We start from the raw sequence: 19,772 nt of genomic DNA, 5'->3' as shown, positions 1-19,772 counted from the left end.
CTTCTTCAGTGTTGCAGTAGATAACCTTGCAACTTTTTATTGTTTTGATGACTAAATTTGCAATTAAAAATTAATAAAGAGGTGAAAGTGTGGAGATATTTGAAACTCTACTCATATTTGTCGCACTAGTTATTGTGAGCTCCTTTGTACATACTTTCATACCTAAAGTACCTCTTGCATTTATCCAAATTTTCCTTGGGATGATTTTATACCTCACTCCCATTCCAGTTGAATTCAATTTTGATTCTGAATTATTTATGGTTACATTGATTGCACCACTACTATTCGTTGAGGGTGTTAATGTTTCAAGAGTACATTTAAGGAAGTATATCAAACCTGTTATGATGATGGCTCTAGGTCTTGTCATAACTACCGTTATAGGCGTAGGATTGTTTATTCATTGGATTTGGCCTGAATTACCTATAGGTGCTGCTTTCGCAATTGCGGCTATACTTTGTCCTACAGACGCTGTTGCGGTACAAGCAATCACGAAAGGTAAGGTTTTACCAAAAGGTTCAATGACCATTCTTGAAGGTGAATCTTTACTTAATGATGCTGCAGGTATCATTTCATTTAAAATTGCCGTAGGTGTATTGATTACTGGAACTTTTTCCATTTTTGATGCGATTCAACAATTTTTGATTGCCTCTATTGGAGGTGCTATTGTTGGTCTAATTATAGGCATGGCTTTAGTGAGATTTCGTTTAACATTAATGAGACGTGGCATTGAGAACATTAACATGTTTACATTTATACAATTGCTGACGCCGTTTGTCACTTATTTGATTGCTGAATTATTCCATGCATCAGGGATTATTGCAGCAGTAGTTGCGGGACTCGTGCATGGATTTGAACGTGACCGTATAGCTCAAACGAGAACACAATTACAGATGAGCTATAATCACACATGGAGTATTTTAGGCTACGTTTTAAATGGTTTTGTGTTTTCAATCTTAGGTTTTTTAGTACCTGAGGTAATAGTGAAAATTATTAAAACTGAACCGCATAATTTATTATTCTTAATCGTCATCACATTGCTAGTCGCTCTTGCGGTGTATCTCTTTAGATTTGTGTGGGTATATGTACTTTATCCTTATTTCTATTTATCTGTCAGTCCATTCCAAAAAATGATTTCTAAAAATGATGAAGATAAAGTTACTGAGAGTAAACCTAAGCGTAGCTTATATGCACTAATCATGACTCTATGTGGTGTACATGGAACCATTTCACTCGCAATCGCCTTAACCTTGCCATATTTATTAGCAAATCATGAAACATTTGCTTATCGAAATGATTTATTATTTATTGCTTCCGGAATGGTAATATTAAGTTTAATTATTGCACAAGTCATTCTGCCTTTAGTAACGCCTGATAGCCCTGAAGTGAAGATAGGTAATATGTCATTTAAAGAGGCGAGAATCTACATTTTAGAACATGTTATCGATTACCTAAATCAAAAATCGACGTTTGAAACGAGTTACCGTTATGGAAACGTCATTAAAGATTACCACGATAAACTCACATTTTTAAAAACGGTTGAAAAGGAAGATGAAAACTCCAAAGAACTAGAACGACTTCAAAAGATTGCATTTAACGTAGAAACAAAAACGCTAGAGAAATTGGTTGATGATGGCGAAATTACTGAGAGTGTTCTTGAAAACTATATGCGTTACGCTGAACGAACAGAAGTGTATAAACAAGCTTCGTTATTAAGACGAATTATTGTTGGTTTAAGAGGAATGCTATTGAAACGTCGTGTAAAAACAAAAATTAATTCGGCATCATCTCTTAGTGTTACTGATAACTTATTAGAATTGGGTAAAATCAATAAGCTTGTTCATTATAACGTCGTAAGTCGTTTAGCCAAAGAAGCTACTACTGATAATAAACTAGAAGTAGGTATGATTTGCGATGGATATCTGATGAGAATAGATAACTTAACACCAAACAATTTCTTTAATTCCAGACATGAAGATACACTTACCAAAATTAAATTAAATGCTTTAAGAGAACAACGTCGTATTCTAAGAGAACTAATTGAAAATGATGAGATAACAGAAGGTACTGCATTAAAATTAAGAGAATCCATTAATTATGATGAAATGGTAATTGTAGATAGTATGACATAATGAATAAAAAATAATATATAAGCAAAGCTTCCAAATGACTTCTTAAACTAAAGTTGATTTGGAAGCTTTTCTCATTTTAAAGGAAATGGTTGTTTAGAATATATTGCTCGGTTAAACATATTTGTATAGATCGTATTCATGTAGTTTAAAATTTTATTTAAAATGAAAAAGTTGCACTAATATCAACTGATTAGTGCAACTAACCTCTCCATGGGGAGGATAATGGATACCACGGAGATAACTGAGTGATTATTTGTGGCTTTAGTAACTATTCAAAAATTGAATAGAACTTATAAATACTAATTACTATATAATGACACAAGTAATTAGATATTCATTGTATATACATTATTCACATTTATCGCTCAAAAATATGAAGTAATGTATTGGTACATCATCATTATTTAAAGCACCATTTACGGAGAGGGTGGGGCTTCAGTTTATTATGATAATGCACAGCTAACTAATACCACCATATCGTGTGTAAAAGATGTTGTTTATATTATAGGAGGGTAATATAAAACCACACGATATGGGACTACTAGTTATATAGTATGATGAGTATAAAGGAGTAATCCTCTGCTCAAAATTTTTCAATATAATGGCAGACGATGACTGAGTTGAAAGTTGGCTTATAATAAGTTGCTTCAACTAAAGTCTTCGTTGCCATTAGCGACCGAATTCAAAACGAATCCGGTCTTATTAACATATCATTTAGGGCTATTTTTACCATGTTATTTCATACTACCATGTATTGTATCAATATTAGATTTCATCATTTTATAGTATGAGTCACCTTTAGTACCTTCCTTACCTATAGAGTCGGTAAATACTTCACCATAAATATCTTTCTTAGTTTCTTCTGATAAACTTTGCATAGCTTTTTTATCTACGCTTGTTTCGACTAATAAATGTTTTAAATGATTATCTTTAACAAATTTAATGGCTTGTTTCATTTGACCAGGTGTACCTTGTTTTTCTGTGTTTATCTCCCAAATATAACCTGGTTTAACATCGAATTGTTGAGCAAAATATTTAAATGCACCTTCACTTGTCATCATGGCACGTTGATTTTTGGGTATGTCATCAAATTTATTTTTACTATCTTTATTAAGTTCTTCTAATTTTGATATATATGCATTCCCTTGTTTTTCATATGTAGACTTATCTTTTTTATCATGATGTTCTAGTGATTTTTGTATTGTTTTTACGTATTTAATTCCATTCTCTAAACTTAACCATGCATGTGGATCTTGTTTGTTTTTGTTACCTTCCTCACCATTTAAGTATATTGGTTTAACATTATTTGATGCTGCTATCACATTTTTATCTTTTGTTGATTTTCCTGCTTGGTCAAGTGCTTTTTCAAACCAACCATTTCCAGTTTCTAGGTTTAAACCATTATAAAATACAACGTCAGCATCTGTTAATGCTTTAATATCTTTAGGTTTAACCTCATATTCATGTGGATCTTGTCCTACTGGAACGATGCTATGAACATCGACCTTATTTCCACCGACACGTTTAACCATGTCATAGAGAATAGAGTTTGTAGTTACAACTTTTAATTTTCCTTCATGTGAGTGATGTTCATGGTTACTGTGATTCCCACATGCGGCAAGGATAATTAAAAATGCTATTGCTAAAGCGAGAATTTTTTTCACGTTAAAGCGCTCCTTTTTTGTTTATTTTTAATTCTAGTAATTGATAGCGTTACAATATAAATCATAAAGGTACAGATTACAATAGTTGCTCCACTTGGAATATTATATATATAACTAAAATATAGACCGATAATCGAACTTATCACGCTGATTATGCTTGCAATTACCATCATGGCATAAAGTTGTTTACTGATTAAAAAAGCTGTAGAAGCTGGAGTGATTAGTAAAGCAACTACAAGGATAATTCCAACTGTTTGTATGCTCGCAACAGTTACAAGTGCGAGTAATAACATGACAAAGTAGTGAATTAATGTTGTGTTCAGCCCGCTCATACGACTAAAAGTTGCATCAAATGTTGAAATCATTAAAGGTCTATAAAAGATAATAATAAGTAAAATAACCAGTACAGTAATGACAATTGTTGTCCAAAATGATTGATGTGTAATTGCTAATAAATTGCCAAATAAAATGTGATATAAATCTGTTGTACTATTGATTAAACTAATAATTATGACGCCAGATGCTAGGAATGCAGTGAAACTTATTCCTATTGCAGCATCTGGTTTTGTTTTACTGTTTGAAGTAATAAAACCAATAAACAAACTTGCAAGCATTCCCGTTACAAGTGCCCCGATAAACATTGGAATATTAAATAAGAAAGATAAAGCAACACCTGGTAAAACAGCATGACTCATGGCATCACCCATTAAAGAAAGACCACGTAAAACAATAATGCTACCCATCGTTCCACATACAATCCCAACTAAAATAGATGTGATTAATGCACGATTTAAAAATTGATAACTAAGCAAATGGTTAATGAAATCTAACATCTAATTCGTACTCCCTTGTGAGGATAGTGTTAAAAGCGAATCATCTTTGTAATTAATGAAAGTTGCATTTAATCGTTCAGATGATAATGCTTCTTTTGTTGGCCCTAAAAACTGCAACGATTGATTTAATAATAAAATGCGGTCAAAATATTGATCTGCTTTTGATAAGTCATGATGAACAATTAAAATCAATTTACCCATATGTCTTAAATGTTTAATTTTCTTCATAATAAGTTGTTCGCTATAAATGTCGATGCCAACAAAAGGTTCGTCTAAACAATAAATATCACTATTACTCATAAGTGCTCTTGCAACAAGAACACGTTGCAATTGTCCACCACTTAATTCTGCAATTTGTCGATGGCGTATATGGTCGAGTTCTAAATCATTAAGTAATTGGTTAAGTTTCGTTTTTTCAACTACACTTGCTTTTTTAAACCATCCAATGTCTTCATAACATCCTGATAGTATCACTTGATCCACTTTTATAGGAAAATCTAAATCAATATGAGCTTTTTGTGGGATATATGTAATATATCTAAGTTGTGTATGTATAGGGTGATCATATAATGTATGTTTACCGGTCGCTTTAAATTCTCCGATAAATGCTTTGAGAAGAGATGATTTACCGGCACCATTAGGTCCTACAATACCAATGATTTCACCATTTATAGGTAATGAGAATGTAATATCTTTAAGAATGTGCTTTTTTCCCAAAAATAAATTCAAATGATTCACTTCGAGCAATAATTAAAACCTCCTAATAAAAAGTTTAGGTTAACCTAATTTATTTTATAATATACTCTAAAGTTTTAACATGTCAAGTTAATTCATGGTACAATAAAGTGAATGTGTGAGGTGAAACGATGTTAACTGAAGAAAAAGAGGATTATTTGAAAGCAATTTTGACTAATGATGGCGACGTGTCCTTTGTATCAAATAAAAAACTATCGCAATTTTTAAATATCAAACCACCATCAGTAAGTGAAATGGTAGGGCGTTTAGAAAAGGAAGGCTATGTTGAAACAAAACATTATAAAGGTGCCCGTTTAACTGAAGAAGGGTTAAAGCAAACGTTAGACATCATAAAACGACATCGATTACTAGAATTATTTTTAATAGAAATTTTACAATATAATTGGGAAGAGGTTCATCAAGAAGCTGAAATACTTGAACATCGGATATCAGATTTATTTGTAGAGCGTTTAGATAAGATTTTAAATTTTCCGAAAACATGCCCTCATGGAGGCGTCATTCCTAGAGGTGATCAATATAAAGAAATTTTTACTACGTCAATTCTTAATTTTGAACCTGGAGAACGTGTTACTGTACGACGAGTTCGTGATAAGACAGAGTTGTTAGTTTACTTATCAAGTAAGGATATTTATATTGGAAATACAGTTGAAATTGTATCCAAAGATGATACCAATAAGGTTATTATTCTTAAGAGGAATGATATTGTAACAATTTTAAGCTATGAAAATGCGATGAATATTTTTGCAGAAAAATAAACGATAAAAAGAGCCTAGGATTAATTTCCTAGGCATTTTTAAGATATTGGCATTTAGTGAAAGGATTTAAAGTGTGTTTGTAATAAGCGTTTTAAGTCACTGTCTCTTTGTTAGAATGTGCTTACTAATTCAATGTACATGATGATAAAATCTATTTATCGTATTTATAGTATTGTGTATTTGATTAATAAATACACAGTATAGAGATTGAATAATATCCACACTAAACTAAAGATAAAGGTGGGTACTCGAGTAACTTTCGTTAAAGCACTGCCATCCCAAGAAGGTTTAGGTCGTTGAAAGGTAAGACGAAAAATCGTCCATGAGGATTGTAATATTTCACCTAAAAGTACGCCTAAAATAAAATGGTAACTTAATGTGACAATGTCGTAAATGAACCATTGATGGTCTTGTTTAAATACTAAATAGAGTAAACTTGAGATGAGTATAATGACAATCAAAGGTGATAGTTTACGGGAAGTAATAAAGAAATAATATATAAAAATAAATAAATATATAGTAATAAATATACTTGGATATTGATAGTGAATAGATACCAATCCAGTTAAAAACATCAATGGTGGCATAAGATACCCACCTATAGTTGTAATAAACTGACCTAAGTATCCTTTAGATTGTGTAATCGCATAGCCTTGTTGTGAAGTGACTTTTCTTTCTCTAGGGCTTGTCACAATGACAAGATCTTTGGCCTTTCCACCAGCGAGTTTGTTAAATAAGACGTGGCCAAATTCGTGTGTAAGTACCGGTATATAATTTAAATAAATATCTAAGAAAGCGTTAACACCTTTATTTCTATAATAGTGGATGATTACGTAAAGCAGTCCAATAACTAAAATAAGATAGATATTTAATTGGATAGTTGTAGTAATAAAATTTTGTAAATAAATCATGAGTGAACCTCGTATTTCTTTAAGTTAAAATCATCTTTATTTAATTATATATGAAAAGACTGTGGATATCCTTTAGACTTTAGATGTAAATGATTAGAAAATATTTTTTGTTTGAATTTTCATGTGTTAAAATAATTTATGCATTTTAAACGTGTTGTAAAGTGGGGATTGAATATGTATCAAAACCAAAGAATAAAAGATAAAATTAACATATTAGGTGTAAGTTTTGATAATACTACAATGCTGGAAATGGTAGAAAATATTAAACAATTCATATCTAGCAATACAGATGATAATTTATTTATAGTGACTGCTAATCCTGAAATCGTGGATTATGCAACTGAACATGAGCTATATAGAAATTTAATTAATCAAGCTGATTATGTAGTTCCAGATGGTACAGGAATAGTAAAAGCTTCAAAGCGATTAAAACAGCCCTTAAAACGGCGTGTGCCAGGAATAGAACTTCTTGAAGAATGTCTGAAAATAGCACATGTCAGCCATCAGCGCGTATATCTGCTTGGATCTAAAAATGAAATTGTTGAGTCAGCAGAGAAAAAACTTCAATCTCAATACCCTAATATCCACTTTGCACATCATCATGGCTATATTCATCTAGAAGATGAAACAGTCATAAAACGTATAACAAGTTTTAATCCCGATTACATTTTTGTAGGAATGGGATTTCCAAAGCAAGAACAATGGATTCAAAAGCATAAGGACAAGTTTAAGCACACTGTGATGATGGGCGTAGGTGGGTCGTTTGAAGTATTCAGTGGCTCAAAGAAAAGAGCACCTCAAATATTTAGAAAGTTAAATATTGAGTGGGTATATCGTGTGCTTATTGATTGGAAACGCATTGGGAGAATGATAAGTATTCCTAAATTTATGTTAAAGGTAGCAATACAAAAATATAAAATGAAATCAAAATAAGAGTAAAAAAGGGAGGCAATCAATTCGGATGAATTTTATTGCACTCCCTTAATGTTTAAGTTTTACTTTCTTCAAATTTATTTTACGACAAAACGTGACTCATCTAATTTATTTCTAAATTCCTTTTGTTCTGCTTTAGATTTTTTCTTAAAAGTTTTAAGAAACGCCTCATAATCAGGTAATACTTCTTCAAGTTCGCCGAATTCTTTTAGTTTACCGCCCTCAATCCAAGCGATTTTTGTACAAAATTCACGCACTTGTCTAATATTATGACTAACAAAAAATATTGTTTTTTTAGCCGCTTTAAATTCATAAATTTTATCTAAACATTTTTGAGTAAATGTTTGATCGCCTACTGATAATGCTTCGTCAATAACTAATATGTCAGGATTAACAGTAATATTAATTGAAAATCCAAGTTTTGCACGCATACCACTTGAATATTTTTTAACAGGTTGATAAATAAATTCGCCGAGTTCACTAAATTCTATAATTTCCGGCATTAATTTTTTAATTTCTTTCCTTTTAAAGCCCATGCAGAGCATTTTAAATTCAATATTTTCTACACCTGTCAATTGTCCATTTAGTCCTGCATTAATAGCGATGACACTCACATCACCATGTCTCGTTATTTCACCGGAACTTGGTGAAATAGAGCCACCAATCATATTACTTAAAGTAGACTTACCTGAACCGTTGATGCCGACTAAACCTATCACATCTCCCTCATGCGCTGTTAAACTTACGTTATCCAGAGCGTAAAATGTTTTATTTTTGTTTTTAGGTATTAATGCATCTTTAATTCTATCTTTATTATTTCTATAGATACGGTATTCTTTTGTTAAATTTTCAATATTTACCGAAACGCTCATTTTTGTACCTTCCTTATAAACATTTATATAGATTATAATATACAACACATCAGTTGTTAAATTTATTAACCTAGTGTAAAGTGAATAGAAGATTTTGTTGAAAATAAATATAACACAGTGAGTTAAGAAAGTGATTCATTTTCTAAAATTAAATCTTACACGAAATTTCTAACAATTTTTAACTGAATTGATTGTATAATATAATGAGCTTATGATAAACAGTTAAATGTTATTATTTAAGAATGGACTCAATGAATCAAATTAAAGAGAAACTATTAATGATTTACAATAGATAGATAATCTATTATAGGAGAAAGCGTGGTTAAGTTTAATGTTCGCAGTTGGAACGGTTTTAAAAGAACATATTAAAAACTTCTATTTAATTCAAAGACTAGCACAATTCCAAATTAAAATTACCAATCATAATAACTATCTAGGTATTGCATGGGAAGTGTTGAATCCTGCTTTACAAATCATGGTGTATTGGCTTGTTTTTGGTTTAGGAATTAGAAGCAATGCACCTATACACGGCATTCCGTTTGTATTTTGGTTGTTAGTTGGTATAAGTATGTGGTTCTTTATTAATCAAGGTGTCCTAGAAGGAACTAAATCAATCTCACAGAAATTCAATCAAGTGGCAAAGATGAATTTCCCACTCTCAATCATTCCTACTTATATTGTAACAAGTAGGTTCTATGGTCATTTAGGATTATTAGCAATTATTATAATAGCTTGTATGTTCAATGGAATTATCCCTTCAATTCACATTGTACAATTACTTATATATGTACCTTTTGCATATTTGCTAACATCGTCGGTGGCACTTTTAACATCCACTTTGGGGATTTTAATTAGAGATACGCAGATGATTATGCAAGCATTAATGAGAATATTGTTTTATATGTCTCCAATTTTATGGGTGCCAAAAAATCACGGCGTAAGTGGTTTGATTCATCAAATTATGTTATTTAATCCAGTATATTTTATCGCAGAATCATACCGAGCAGCGATATTGTTCCATCAATGGTATTTCATAGATCATTGGAAGTTAATGCTATATAACGTTATTATCATTCTCTTATTCTTTATAGTAGGTTCTATTTTACATAGACGCTATAGAGATCACTTTGCGGACTTCTTGTAAAAGTGTCAATCAAGAGGGTTCTATTAACGATTTACCATAAAACGAATTAATATTTAACTTATTATCAAAGATTTAGTTTATTTATTAAAAGAAATTATAATAATTGTTTGTTAGAAATATTTCAAATTTAATATACGCTATATTGACGTTATGAGGTAGGACAATGGATTCAAGATGAATTCGTAGTCCTACTTTTTTTATAATATCGAGACTCCTAGTAGAATTTTTGAGTGAATTAAAAATTATTTGCTTTTATTTTCTTTGAAAGTAAGTATCGTTTATAATTTGATATAATGATTGGAAATTTAAAGATGGTGAAAAAATGAGATTGATAATTAAAAAGATTTATATCATAGCTATTGTGCTTTTAAATATGGTTTTTAAACCGTTTAATATAAATTCGAAGCACATTGTGATAATGATGACCTTTAAGCAAGATATACTGCCTATTATAGAGGCCTTATGTAGTGAAGGATACCATGTGACGGTTATAGGTAAAAAAATATATCAGAAAGATATTAATAACATTAATCATGCATATTTTATACCTGCCGGAAATAAATATATTATGAGACATATGAAAGTATTAAGTAAAGCAAAGGTTATTATTTTAGATACGTATTATTTAATGATGGGTGGCTATCAGAAGAAAAAAGGGCAAACTGTTATTCAAACATGGCATGCTGCTGGTGCGCTTAAAAATTTTGGCTTAACTGATCATCAAGTTGATTTAAAAAATAAGGCTATGGTAAGACAATACAAAAAAGTTTATGATGCTACCGATTATTATTTGGTAGGTGGGGAGAAAATGGCTCAATGTTTTATACAATCGTTTGATGCATCTCCATCGCAAATGTTAAAGTTTGGACTTCCAAGACTGACCCAATACTTTAGAAGCAATCTTAAGTTAGAACAACAACGATTAAAAAAGAAATATCATATTACAAATAAACTCGCAGTATATGTTCCGACTTATAGAGAAGGTCAAGTAGCACAACGTACTATTGATAAAGAAAACTTTGAACGGCACTTGCCGAATTATACGTTATTGAGTCATTTGCATCCTTCGACTGTTGATTGTCAAACTTCTCATTCAATCGATGTTACTTCATTGTTAATTATGGCGGATATTATTATAAGTGATTATAGCTCATTACCTATTGAAGCAAGCGCACTTAATAAACCGACACTTATTTATAATTATGATGAACAGCAATATGAAAAAGTAAGAGGATTGAATGAATTTTATTATGCTATTCCAGAACGATACAAAATGAGTAATGAAGAGTCAATTATACAAGCGATACAGGATAACGATGAGCAATTTCAATCTTTATTTAATGATTGGCATCAATATAACTCAAAAGATAGTCTTAACCAGTTAGTTCATTTTATTAATAAGTTGGTGAAATAATGAAATTAGCAATAATTATTCCAGTGTATAACGCTGAAGAAACGATTAAACGTGCTATACTCTCAGTTGATACTAGTGTGCCTTATGAGATTATTTGTATCAATGATGGTTCAACTGATCAAACACAACATGTACTTACAGAATTACAACAAAAACATCCACACATTAAAGTCATTCATCAGAGTAATCAAGGAGCAGCTCGAAGTAGAAATGTTGGCTTAGAAGCTATGTCTGAAGATGTTGATGCATTTTTATTTTTAGACGCAGATGATGAGTTTTTACCTAGTAGGATTGATTTAATGGTGAATGCTTTTAATAAAAACAAAGAAACCGATGTTGTTATCGGTCAAATGGCAAGAGATGTTAACGGCGAATGGCAAGTCATTTCGACCCATCAATCTATGGTAAAAGATGCGATTGTCACACTTGATCGTAAACCGGATATTTTACAATCGATAGGACCTGGAGCAAAATTATTTAGCTCGAAGTATGCTGGATTACGTTTTGATGAAGATGTCGTTTTCTGTGAAGAGCATACCTTTATTGTCAAAGCGTTCTCTAAAGCGCGAGATATTCAACTTATACCTAACATTGTATATGGCTATAATGAGAGAGAAGGATCAGTAACAGCGCAACGTGCTGATACATTCTTACCTTATATGAGTGATGCGTTAAAAGTTCGTCAACGCGTGATGGAATTACTATTATTATTAGACGAAAAAATCTACTATAGTTATCGAATGGATAACCTCATAGTAAGTTACTTAATACAGGCACATTTAAAGAAAAATAACAAAATAACGCAATCTTTGCTTGAAAGTGTTATAGCGTATATGAAAGCTATGCAGCATACACATTACTCGGGAGAGGCTATGTTTCGAATTGTTAGAGCTGTTGAACAGAGTGCAACACATTGGACAAAGCCTTTATACTTACAATGGAAAAAGGCACTTAGTGAGGTTGGAATTGGCAGACCAGGATTAATTCGTTTTAAACTTCAAGTTATACCTAAAAAGATATCCTTTTCTGGTAAAGAATCACTAAAAAGAATTTTTAAAAAATAACTTTTCTTTGAAGTAAGTTTTAAATTTATTTATGTTTAGTATCTAATATAGTATTAATGGCATGGTCAAAATATTTATGATACATTAAGATTATAAATTTTTATTAAATTTTTAGTTAAGGAGAATTTCGTATCATGAAAAGAGTCATTACTTATGGTACATATGACTTGCTTCATTATGGTCATATTGAATTACTTAGAAGAGCTCGTGAGATGGGGGATTATCTTATCGTTGCGCTTTCTACTGATGAATTCAACCAAATCAAAAACAAAAAATCATATTATGATTATGAACAACGTAAGATGATGTTAGAGTCTATTAGATACGTAGACTTAGTTATCCCTGAAGAAGGATGGGGACAGAAAGAAAAAGATGTTGATCGTTTTGATGTTGATGTATTTGTGATGGGTCATGATTGGGAAGGGGAGTTTGACTTCCTTAAAGATAAGTGTGAAGTCATTTATCTTAACCGCACAGAAGGTATCTCAACTACCAAAATCAAGCAAGAATTATACGGAAAAGATACAAAATAACTAAGAGTATTTATGACACTATTGAACATTTAATCTTGAAAATAGAGATAAGAAAGAATTGTTCTTTAAATCAATGTGACTAGAGTTGGAAAAGGTTGATATAAACTTATTTTTATCTAGTCATCGATTGTCAATATGTAAATGAAACCTGAGATAATGGTAGATGTCTCAGGTTTTATATTTAAAATCAAACATTCTGTAATTCGAGATGCCTATATATTATTTAATAAAGGTGAAGACATAAATCTATAAGAACAGCAGTAAGATATTATTTAATGAGAAAATATCTTGCTGCTTTTTTCTATTTTGATAATTTATTAACCTCGTCTTTCACGAATGTGTGGATGTAAATGCATTGTATTTGGTGGATGCTACTATTCAAAAGTTTTATGGCAAAGATTATGTTTTAAGGTGTGGTTTGACAGCTATTATATTACGAATAGAAATTCTTTTAGAATACATCAATCGACAGTTTATTTTGTATCAATAAAGTCATAAAACATTTACATGATAGTGAGTTTGATAAATTGAATCACCATATTGATGTCACGTATTATCATTTTTAAATATTGTTAAATTTCATCACATACATTTTAATATTTTTAGATTTTGTGTGCAGCTGATTCGGATAAAATCGATTATTCGTAGAAATGTTGTATCATAGTAAATATTTCGTTAGTGTTTTTTTAACACAGAAAGGTGACAGAAAATAAAAATAGATGACGTGCAATTTTTTGTACTAATAAATAATCTTTTGCGTGTGTTCTGATAAAAAATGTTATAATATCAACTACGAAGAACATAGTTACGTACATGAGAAGTTGAATGTTAAAATTACATAGTTTGCAACATTTTGGGTGTCATATAAATTTGCTTAAAAGACTGATAAATAAGCAATCATTATATATCTTGTGATTTGGGATGAAATGAACTTTTACAAGATTAAGCAAGATCAAATATGAATATAAAGACGAGGTATAACTATGAAAGAACAAAACCCTTTGTTTTTCTTATTTAAAAGACTCTCATGGCCATATGGGTTAATCATTGCAGCGGTTATCATTACTTCGTTGGGAAGTTTAAGTGGTTTATTAGTACCATTATTCACCGGGCGTTTAGTTGATAAATTTTCCGTCAGTAGTATTAATTGGGGAATGATAGCTATATTTGGCTCGATTTTCTTAGTTAATGCATTGCTTAGCGGTATAGGCCTATATTTGTTAAGTAAAATTGGTGAAAAGATTATTTATGCGATTCGTTCATTATTGTGGGAACATATTATTCAATTAAAAATGCCGTTCTTTGATAAAAATGAAAGTGGCCAATTAATGAGTCGTCTAACAGATGATACAAAAGTGATTAATGAATTTATTTCACAAAAGCTACCTAATTTATTGCCTTCTGTTTTAACTTTAATAGGTTCATTAGTCATGCTATTTATCATGGATTGGAAATTAACTTTATTAACATTTATTACTATTCCTGTATTTATTTTAATCATCGTTCCTTTGGGACGTGTGATGCAAAAAATATCTACCAATACGCAATCTGAAATTGCGAACTTCAGTGGATTATTAGGTAGAGTGCTTACCGAAATGCGTTTAGTTAAAGTATCTAATACTGAGCGTTTAGAGTTAGATAATGCGCATACAAATCTTAAAAAAATATATAGATTAGGATTAAAACAGGCTAAAATATCAGCAGTCGTACAGCCCATTTCTGGTGTTGTTATGCTATTAACTATTGCGATTATTTTAGGTTTTGGTGCATTAGAAATAGGTACTGGAGCAATTACTCCTGGAACACTTATAGCTATGATATTTTATGTAATCCAGTTATCTATGCCACTGATTAACTTATCGACACTAGTTACGGATTATAAAAAAGCTGTGGGTGCGAGCAGTCGTATATATGAAATTATGCAAGAGCCTATTGAACCTACTGAAGCTTTATCAGAATCTAAAGACGTTACGATCATCGACGGCGAATTAGTATTTGAGCACGTGGATTTTAAATATGACGTTAAAAAGATTTTGGAAGATGTGTCATTTAGTATTCCACAAGGTGAAGTGAGCGCGTTTGTAGGACCTTCTGGTTCAGGTAAAAGTACGATTTTTAATTTAATTGAGCGCATGTATGATATTGAACGTGGAGATATTAAATACGGTAATCAAAGTATTTTTGATATTCCACTTTCAAAGTGGCGCACAAAAATTGGTTATGTTATGCAATCTAATTCGATGATGAGTGGAACGATAAGAGATAATATTTTATATGGTATTAATAGAAAAGTTGATGATGAAGAGTTAATAGAGTATGCTAAACTAGCTAATTGTCATGATTTTATTATGCAGTTTGACGAAGGTTACGACACGATGGTTGGTGAGCGTGGACTCAAATTATCAGGTGGTCAACGACAAAGGATAGATATCGCTAGAAGTTTTGTTAAAAATCCTGATATTTTGTTATTAGACGAGGCGACAGCGAACCTAGATAGCGAAAGTGAATTGAAAATTCAAGAAGCACTTGAAACACTTATGGAAGGCAGAACTACTGTAGTCATTGCTCATCGACTTTCAACTATAAAAAAAGCTGGTCAAATTGTATTTATTGATAAAGGTGAAGTTACCGGTAAGGGAACGCATCATGAATTGATGGCAAGTCATGATAAATACAGACATTTTGTTACATCTCAAAAATTATCAGATTAATATTAACCACGCCCTAATTAATGAGTGGAAGGGCGTGGTTTTTTATATAAGTTTTGTAAAAATGTCATTTTAACCCTATTTTTCACGTGGTATAATAACTTTTGTAAGATTAAAAGAACTTTTGGGGTTTGCACAGAAATATAGTACGTAAAACAAACGCTTTCATTTTTTTGTTGTTCATCATTGTTCATCATTAACAAAATACATAGAATGACATATTGATAGTCTTACAGGATTGCATAATCAATGCATGAAAGTATAAAAATACATATAGGTAGGTGCCAAATGTTTTTATTAGTTAATATCATTGGATTATTTATTTTCCTAGGTATAGGAGTTATTTTCTCTAGAAATAGGAAGAATATACAATGGAAATCTATTTTTATTTTGGTTATTTTGAATTTGTTTTTAGCTTGGTTCTTTATATATTTTCCATGGGGAAGAGCAGGGGTTAAAGGAGCAGCTAACGGTATAGCATGGGTTATAGAATCCGCACATGAGGGTACCGGATTTGCATTTAAAAGCTTCACGTCTAATAAAATGATGGACATGGCGGTAAGCGCGCTCTTCCCTATTTTATTAGTTGTACCATTATTTGACATTCTTATGTACTTTAATATACTTCCAAAAATCATTGGCGGTATTGGTTGGGTACTTGCTAAAGTTACACGCCAACCTAAGTTTGAATCATTTTTTGGTGTTGAAATGATGTTCTTAGGTAATACTGAAGCTCTTGCAGTTTCTAGTGAACAACTTAAACGAATGAATGAAATGCGGGTACTAACTATTGCGATGATGTCTATGAGTTCAGTTTCAGGAGCAATTGTGGGCGCTTATGTGCAAATGATACCTGGAGAACTTGTATTGACGGCAATTCCACTTAATATTATTAACGCAATTATAGTTTCTTGTATTTTGAATCCTGTATCAGTTGAAGAACAAGAAGATGTCGTGTATAGCATTAAAGATCACCAAACTGAAAGACAACCATTTTTCTCATTTCTTGGAGATTCAGTTTTAGCAGCTGGAAAGCTTGTATTAATTATCATTGCATTTGTCATTAGCTTTGTAGCTTTGGCTGACTTAATTGATAGATTGATTCATTTAATCACACATCTTATTGCAAATGGTATTGGTGTCAAAGGTAGCTTTGGTCTTGATCAAATCTTAGGCGTTTTCATGTATCCATTTGCTTTACTATTAGGTTTACCGTTTAATGAAGCGTGGGAAGTAGCACAACAAATGGCGAAGAAAATTGTAACAAACGAATTTGTTGTGATGGGGGAAATTTCTAATCAAGTCAATGCGATGACGCCTCATCATAGAGCAGTTATATCAACATTTTTAGTTTCTTTTGCAAACTTTTCAACTATTGGAATGATTATAGGTACATTGAAAGGTATTGTTGATAAGAAAACGTCGGATTTCGTTTCCAAATATGTACCGATGATGTTGTTAGCAGGAATTTTAGTATCCTTACTTACTGCTGCATTTGTTGGATTATTTGCTTGGTAATTTACTTTTAAGATTTTTAATTAATATAGGCACGCTACTCATCCTATTTTGTAATTAGATGAGTCGTGTGCTTTTTAATTTTGTAGAAAGCTGACGAATTGATTTGCGAATCTCTAAAATGATAAAAACCAAGCATAAAAGTGAGGAGACACTTTTTATACTTGGCTTTTATGGGAAATGAATATTAATGTACTTGTAACGGTAAGGACTAGGTACTGTCACAGTACTTCGAGCAAAATTTGTTTTGTTACTATAAACAACACAAAGGAGATAACTTCTCTTTCAAGAAGTTAAAATTATTATAGCAGACCTAGGAGTATAAGTAAATTAAAAATTCAGAATATTTAAATTTATTCAAAATCAGATGTATTGAATTCCCACTTTAGTACGCTTAAGATGACATATATTTATAATTACGAATATATGATATGTGAATTTGTTTTTTTAAATCATATAGTTATTTGAAATTTTATTGTAGTAAGTAGTTATCTTATGCTAACATTTTAATAATTAAACAAAGTTTTAGGGGTGATTGAGTGAATAAAACTATCAGAGATATCATTTTAGTTATGATAGGTTCATTTATTTTCTCTGCAGGTATCAATGCATTTGTTATTTCAGGGAATTTGGGTGAGGGTGGTGTCACTGGTATAGCCATCGTATTATATTATGCTTTTCATATTTCACCGGGAATAACCAATTTCGTTTTAAATGCTATTTTAATTATTGTGGGTTATAAATATTTGAGTAAACGTAGTACATATTTAACAATTTTTGCTACAGTACTCATTTCAATCTTTCTAGGTTTAACTGAAACATGGCATGTAGAAACTGGGAATGTTGTGATTAATGCTGTGTTCGGTGGGACTTGTGTTGGTTTAGGAATTGGTATTATCGTTTTAGCAGGGGGAACAACCGCTGGAACGGTTATTCTTGCGAGAATTGTTAATAAATATTTAGATATTAGTACGCCTTACGCTTTGTTATTCTTTGACCTTATCGTTGTGCTTATTTCATTGACAGAAATTCCTTTAGTGAAGTGCTTAGTTACAGTTATGTCTTTATATATAGGTACAAAAGTGATGGAATTTGTTATAGAAGGATTAAATACTAAAAAGGCAATGACTATTATATCTAGTCGCCCTAATGAGGTAGCAAAAGCTATTGATCAGCAAGTTGGAAGAGGATTAACAATATTAAATGGACACGGTTATTACACTAGAGAAGAAAAAGATGTACTTTACGTAGTCATCTCTAAAACACAAGTATCTCGTGCTAAACGAATCATCAAAAATATTGACGAAAATGCCTTTTTAGTTATTCATGACGTTCGTGATGTATATGGTAATGGTTTTTTGTTAGATGAGTAAAATATCAATATATTATAAAGTTAAAAAGTTGTTAAAATGTAAGGCACTTTTTTAAATGAAGTCTAAAATGATTGCTTAGTTAAAGTCATTTTGGGCTTTTTATTATCATACTGTTCTCTACTTATTTATTAAGGACAGTACTACTCGCTTAATTTACTACTACTCATTTACGAATATAATATATAACCTAGTGAAAATAATTGTTAGTCATAATATAGAAGAGATGTTATAATAAAAACTGTGATAATGATTATCAATTACAAGTTTGTGACTGATAATGAGTGAATAACTTAATTAATAACAATGTTTTTACTATATATAAAGCAAGATTTTAGAGAATGAAAGTAGGGGAATTATTATGAGTCGTTTAAGTGGTGAACAAGTGAAAATTGGCTACGGTGATTCTACGATTATTAATAATTTGGATGTCGCAATTCCTGATGGAAAGGTTACTTCTATTATTGGACCTAACGGGTGTGGGAAATCAACTTTATTGAAAGCGTTATCTAGACTATTGTCGATTAAAGAAGGTAAAATTAATTTGGATGGTAAGAGTATTCATGCCACATCCACGAAAGAAATAGCTAAAAAAATAGCAATTTTACCACAATCACCAGAGGTCCCAGATGGACTTACTGTAGGAGAACTTGTTTCTTATGGGCGTTTTCCACATCAAAAAGGATTTGGTCGTTTAACTGCAGAAGATAAAAAAGAAATTGATTGGGCATTGTCAGTTACAGGTACAAGTGAATTTCGTCATCGTACTATAAATGATTTAAGTGGTGGACAAAGACAACGCGTGTGGATTGCAATGGCACTAGCCCAACGTACTGATATTATTTTCTTAGATGAACCTACAACTTATTTAGATATTTGTCATCAATTAGAAATATTAAATTTAGTCAAAAAGCTCAACGAAGAAGAAGGTTGCACTATTGTGATGGTTTTACATGACATTAATCAAGCAATTCGCTTCTCAGATCATCTCATTACGATGAAAGCTGGAGATATTGTTGCTACTGGTCAAACTGATGAAGTGTTAACTAAGGACATTTTAGAAAAGGTATTTAATATTGATGGTGTTTTAGATATAGATCCGAGAACAGGGAAACCAATTTTAGTTACTTACGATTTATTCTGTCAGACGTATTCGTGATTCAATGAATAC

At 31.3% G+C, this 19,772-nt stretch carries 16 protein-coding genes; 11 read left to right on the top strand and 5 right to left on the bottom strand.

From position 1 onward, the window contains the following. Positions 1–89 precede the first annotated feature (89 nt). The gene (locus tag NST35_RS10460; protein ID WP_001832160.1) at positions 90–2,129 is read left to right on the top strand and encodes a cation:proton antiporter; all 2,040 of its coding nucleotides are present in this window, start codon (positions 90–92) and stop codon (positions 2,127–2,129) included. Positions 2,130–2,863: 734 nt separating this feature from the next. Here NST35_RS10460 and mntC read toward each other — a convergent pair. The 3 genes from mntC to NST35_RS10445 are packed head-to-tail and all read right to left on the bottom strand — an operon-like array spanning position 2,864 to position 5,373. After that, a complete protein-coding gene (gene mntC / locus NST35_RS10455) occupies positions 2,864–3,793 on the bottom strand; it encodes a manganese ABC transporter substrate-binding lipoprotein MntC (RefSeq protein ID WP_001832103.1) in 930 nt (309 codons plus the stop codon). After that, positions 3,790–4,626, bottom strand: coding sequence for a metal ABC transporter permease (locus NST35_RS10450; RefSeq protein ID WP_001832042.1), 837 nt, complete (start codon positions 4,624–4,626; stop codon positions 3,790–3,792). Before NST35_RS10450 ends, mntC begins: the two co-directional genes overlap by 4 nt. Next, complete coding sequence (locus NST35_RS10445) at positions 4,627–5,373, bottom strand: metal ABC transporter ATP-binding protein (protein ID WP_001832084.1); 747 nt, start codon at positions 5,371–5,373, stop codon at positions 4,627–4,629. It lies immediately after the preceding gene. A gap of 119 nt (positions 5,374–5,492) precedes the next feature. Between NST35_RS10445 and NST35_RS10440 the strand changes: the two genes are divergently transcribed. Next, positions 5,493–6,137: a metal-dependent transcriptional regulator gene (locus NST35_RS10440; protein WP_001832139.1), complete on the top strand. Its 645-nt coding sequence runs from the start codon at positions 5,493–5,495 to the stop codon at positions 6,135–6,137. 164 nt (positions 6,138–6,301) lie between these two features. On the opposite strand, the gene NST35_RS10435 is transcribed toward NST35_RS10440, so the two are convergent. Then, positions 6,302–7,048 (bottom strand): M50 family metallopeptidase, encoded by a 747-nt coding sequence (locus tag NST35_RS10435; RefSeq protein WP_002438814.1) that lies wholly within the window; start codon positions 7,046–7,048, stop codon positions 6,302–6,304. A gap of 174 nt (positions 7,049–7,222) precedes the next feature. Between NST35_RS10435 and tarA the strand changes: the two genes are divergently transcribed. Continuing rightward, positions 7,223–7,981, top strand: coding sequence for an N-acetylglucosaminyldiphosphoundecaprenol N-acetyl-beta-D-mannosaminyltransferase TarA (tarA, locus tag NST35_RS10430; protein WP_002495310.1), 759 nt, complete (start codon positions 7,223–7,225; stop codon positions 7,979–7,981). Between the two features lie 77 nt (positions 7,982–8,058). Here tarA and tagH read toward each other — a convergent pair whose 3' ends face one another. Beyond that, positions 8,059–8,853: a teichoic acids export ABC transporter ATP-binding subunit TagH gene (gene tagH / locus NST35_RS10425; RefSeq protein WP_001832071.1), complete on the bottom strand. Its 795-nt coding sequence runs from the start codon at positions 8,851–8,853 to the stop codon at positions 8,059–8,061. A 331-nt stretch (positions 8,854–9,184) separates the two neighbouring features. Here tagH and NST35_RS10420 point away from each other — a divergent pair, with 331 nt between their 5' ends. From NST35_RS10420 to NST35_RS10385, 8 genes are all read left to right on the top strand, one after another. Beyond that, the gene (locus NST35_RS10420; protein WP_001832041.1) at positions 9,185–9,997 is read left to right on the top strand and encodes an ABC transporter permease; all 813 of its coding nucleotides are present in this window, start codon (positions 9,185–9,187) and stop codon (positions 9,995–9,997) included. A 322-nt stretch (positions 9,998–10,319) separates the two neighbouring features. Beyond that, positions 10,320–11,411, top strand: coding sequence for a teichoic acid glycerol-phosphate primase TarB (tarB, locus tag NST35_RS10415; RefSeq protein ID WP_002438817.1), 1,092 nt, complete (start codon positions 10,320–10,322; stop codon positions 11,409–11,411). Continuing rightward, complete coding sequence (locus NST35_RS10410; RefSeq protein WP_002438818.1) at positions 11,411–12,475, top strand: glycosyltransferase family 2 protein; 1,065 nt, start codon at positions 11,411–11,413, stop codon at positions 12,473–12,475. Before tarB ends, NST35_RS10410 begins: the two co-directional genes overlap by 1 nt. 134 nt (positions 12,476–12,609) lie before the next feature. Continuing rightward, complete coding sequence (gene tagD, locus NST35_RS10405) at positions 12,610–13,008, top strand: glycerol-3-phosphate cytidylyltransferase (RefSeq protein ID WP_001833002.1); 399 nt, start codon at positions 12,610–12,612, stop codon at positions 13,006–13,008. 983 nt (positions 13,009–13,991) lie between these two features. Beyond that, entirely contained in the window at positions 13,992–15,719 is a 1,728-nt protein-coding gene (locus tag NST35_RS10400; protein ID WP_001832157.1) for an ABC transporter ATP-binding protein, read from the top strand. Between the two features lie 285 nt (positions 15,720–16,004). Further along, complete coding sequence (locus tag NST35_RS10395; protein WP_002493541.1) at positions 16,005–17,234, top strand: NupC/NupG family nucleoside CNT transporter; 1,230 nt, start codon at positions 16,005–16,007, stop codon at positions 17,232–17,234. A 536-nt stretch (positions 17,235–17,770) separates the two neighbouring features. Continuing rightward, complete coding sequence (locus NST35_RS10390; RefSeq protein ID WP_001832123.1) at positions 17,771–18,604, top strand: YitT family protein; 834 nt, start codon at positions 17,771–17,773, stop codon at positions 18,602–18,604. 358 nt (positions 18,605–18,962) lie between these two features. Continuing rightward, complete coding sequence (locus NST35_RS10385) at positions 18,963–19,760, top strand: ABC transporter ATP-binding protein (protein WP_001832050.1); 798 nt, start codon at positions 18,963–18,965, stop codon at positions 19,758–19,760. Positions 19,761–19,772: the final 12 nt, after the last annotated feature.

This window comes from Staphylococcus sp. FSL W8-0304 (assembly GCF_038006565.1).
Classification (GTDB): domain Bacteria; phylum Bacillota; class Bacilli; order Staphylococcales; family Staphylococcaceae; genus Staphylococcus; species Staphylococcus epidermidis.
The sequence above is the reverse complement of the archived record's forward strand: the minus strand, read 5'-3'. Positions and strand labels throughout refer to the sequence as shown.

Bases quoted from the DNA above. Each gene is read 5' to 3' on its own strand.
- NST35_RS10435 (WP_002438814.1), bottom strand. From the start codon at position 7,048: ATGATTTATTTACAAAATTTTATTACTACAACTATCCAATTAAATATC.
- NST35_RS10395 (WP_002493541.1), top strand. From the start codon at position 16,005: ATGTTTTTATTAGTTAATATCATTGGATTATTTATTTTCCTAGGTATA.
- NST35_RS10450 (WP_001832042.1), bottom strand. From the start codon at position 4,626: ATGTTAGATTTCATTAACCATTTGCTTAGTTATCAATTTTTAAATCGT.
- NST35_RS10420 (WP_001832041.1), top strand. From the start codon at position 9,185: ATGTTCGCAGTTGGAACGGTTTTAAAAGAACATATTAAAAACTTCTAT.
- NST35_RS10440 (WP_001832139.1), top strand. From the start codon at position 5,493: ATGTTAACTGAAGAAAAAGAGGATTATTTGAAAGCAATTTTGACTAAT.
- NST35_RS10410 (WP_002438818.1), top strand. From the start codon at position 11,411: ATGAAATTAGCAATAATTATTCCAGTGTATAACGCTGAAGAAACGATT.
- tarB (WP_002438817.1), top strand. From the start codon at position 10,320: ATGAGATTGATAATTAAAAAGATTTATATCATAGCTATTGTGCTTTTA.
- NST35_RS10385 (WP_001832050.1), top strand. From the start codon at position 18,963: ATGAGTCGTTTAAGTGGTGAACAAGTGAAAATTGGCTACGGTGATTCT.
- tagH (WP_001832071.1), bottom strand. From the start codon at position 8,853: ATGAGCGTTTCGGTAAATATTGAAAATTTAACAAAAGAATACCGTATC.
- tagD (WP_001833002.1), top strand. From the start codon at position 12,610: ATGAAAAGAGTCATTACTTATGGTACATATGACTTGCTTCATTATGGT.
- tarA (WP_002495310.1), top strand. From the start codon at position 7,223: ATGTATCAAAACCAAAGAATAAAAGATAAAATTAACATATTAGGTGTA.
- NST35_RS10400 (WP_001832157.1), top strand. From the start codon at position 13,992: ATGAAAGAACAAAACCCTTTGTTTTTCTTATTTAAAAGACTCTCATGG.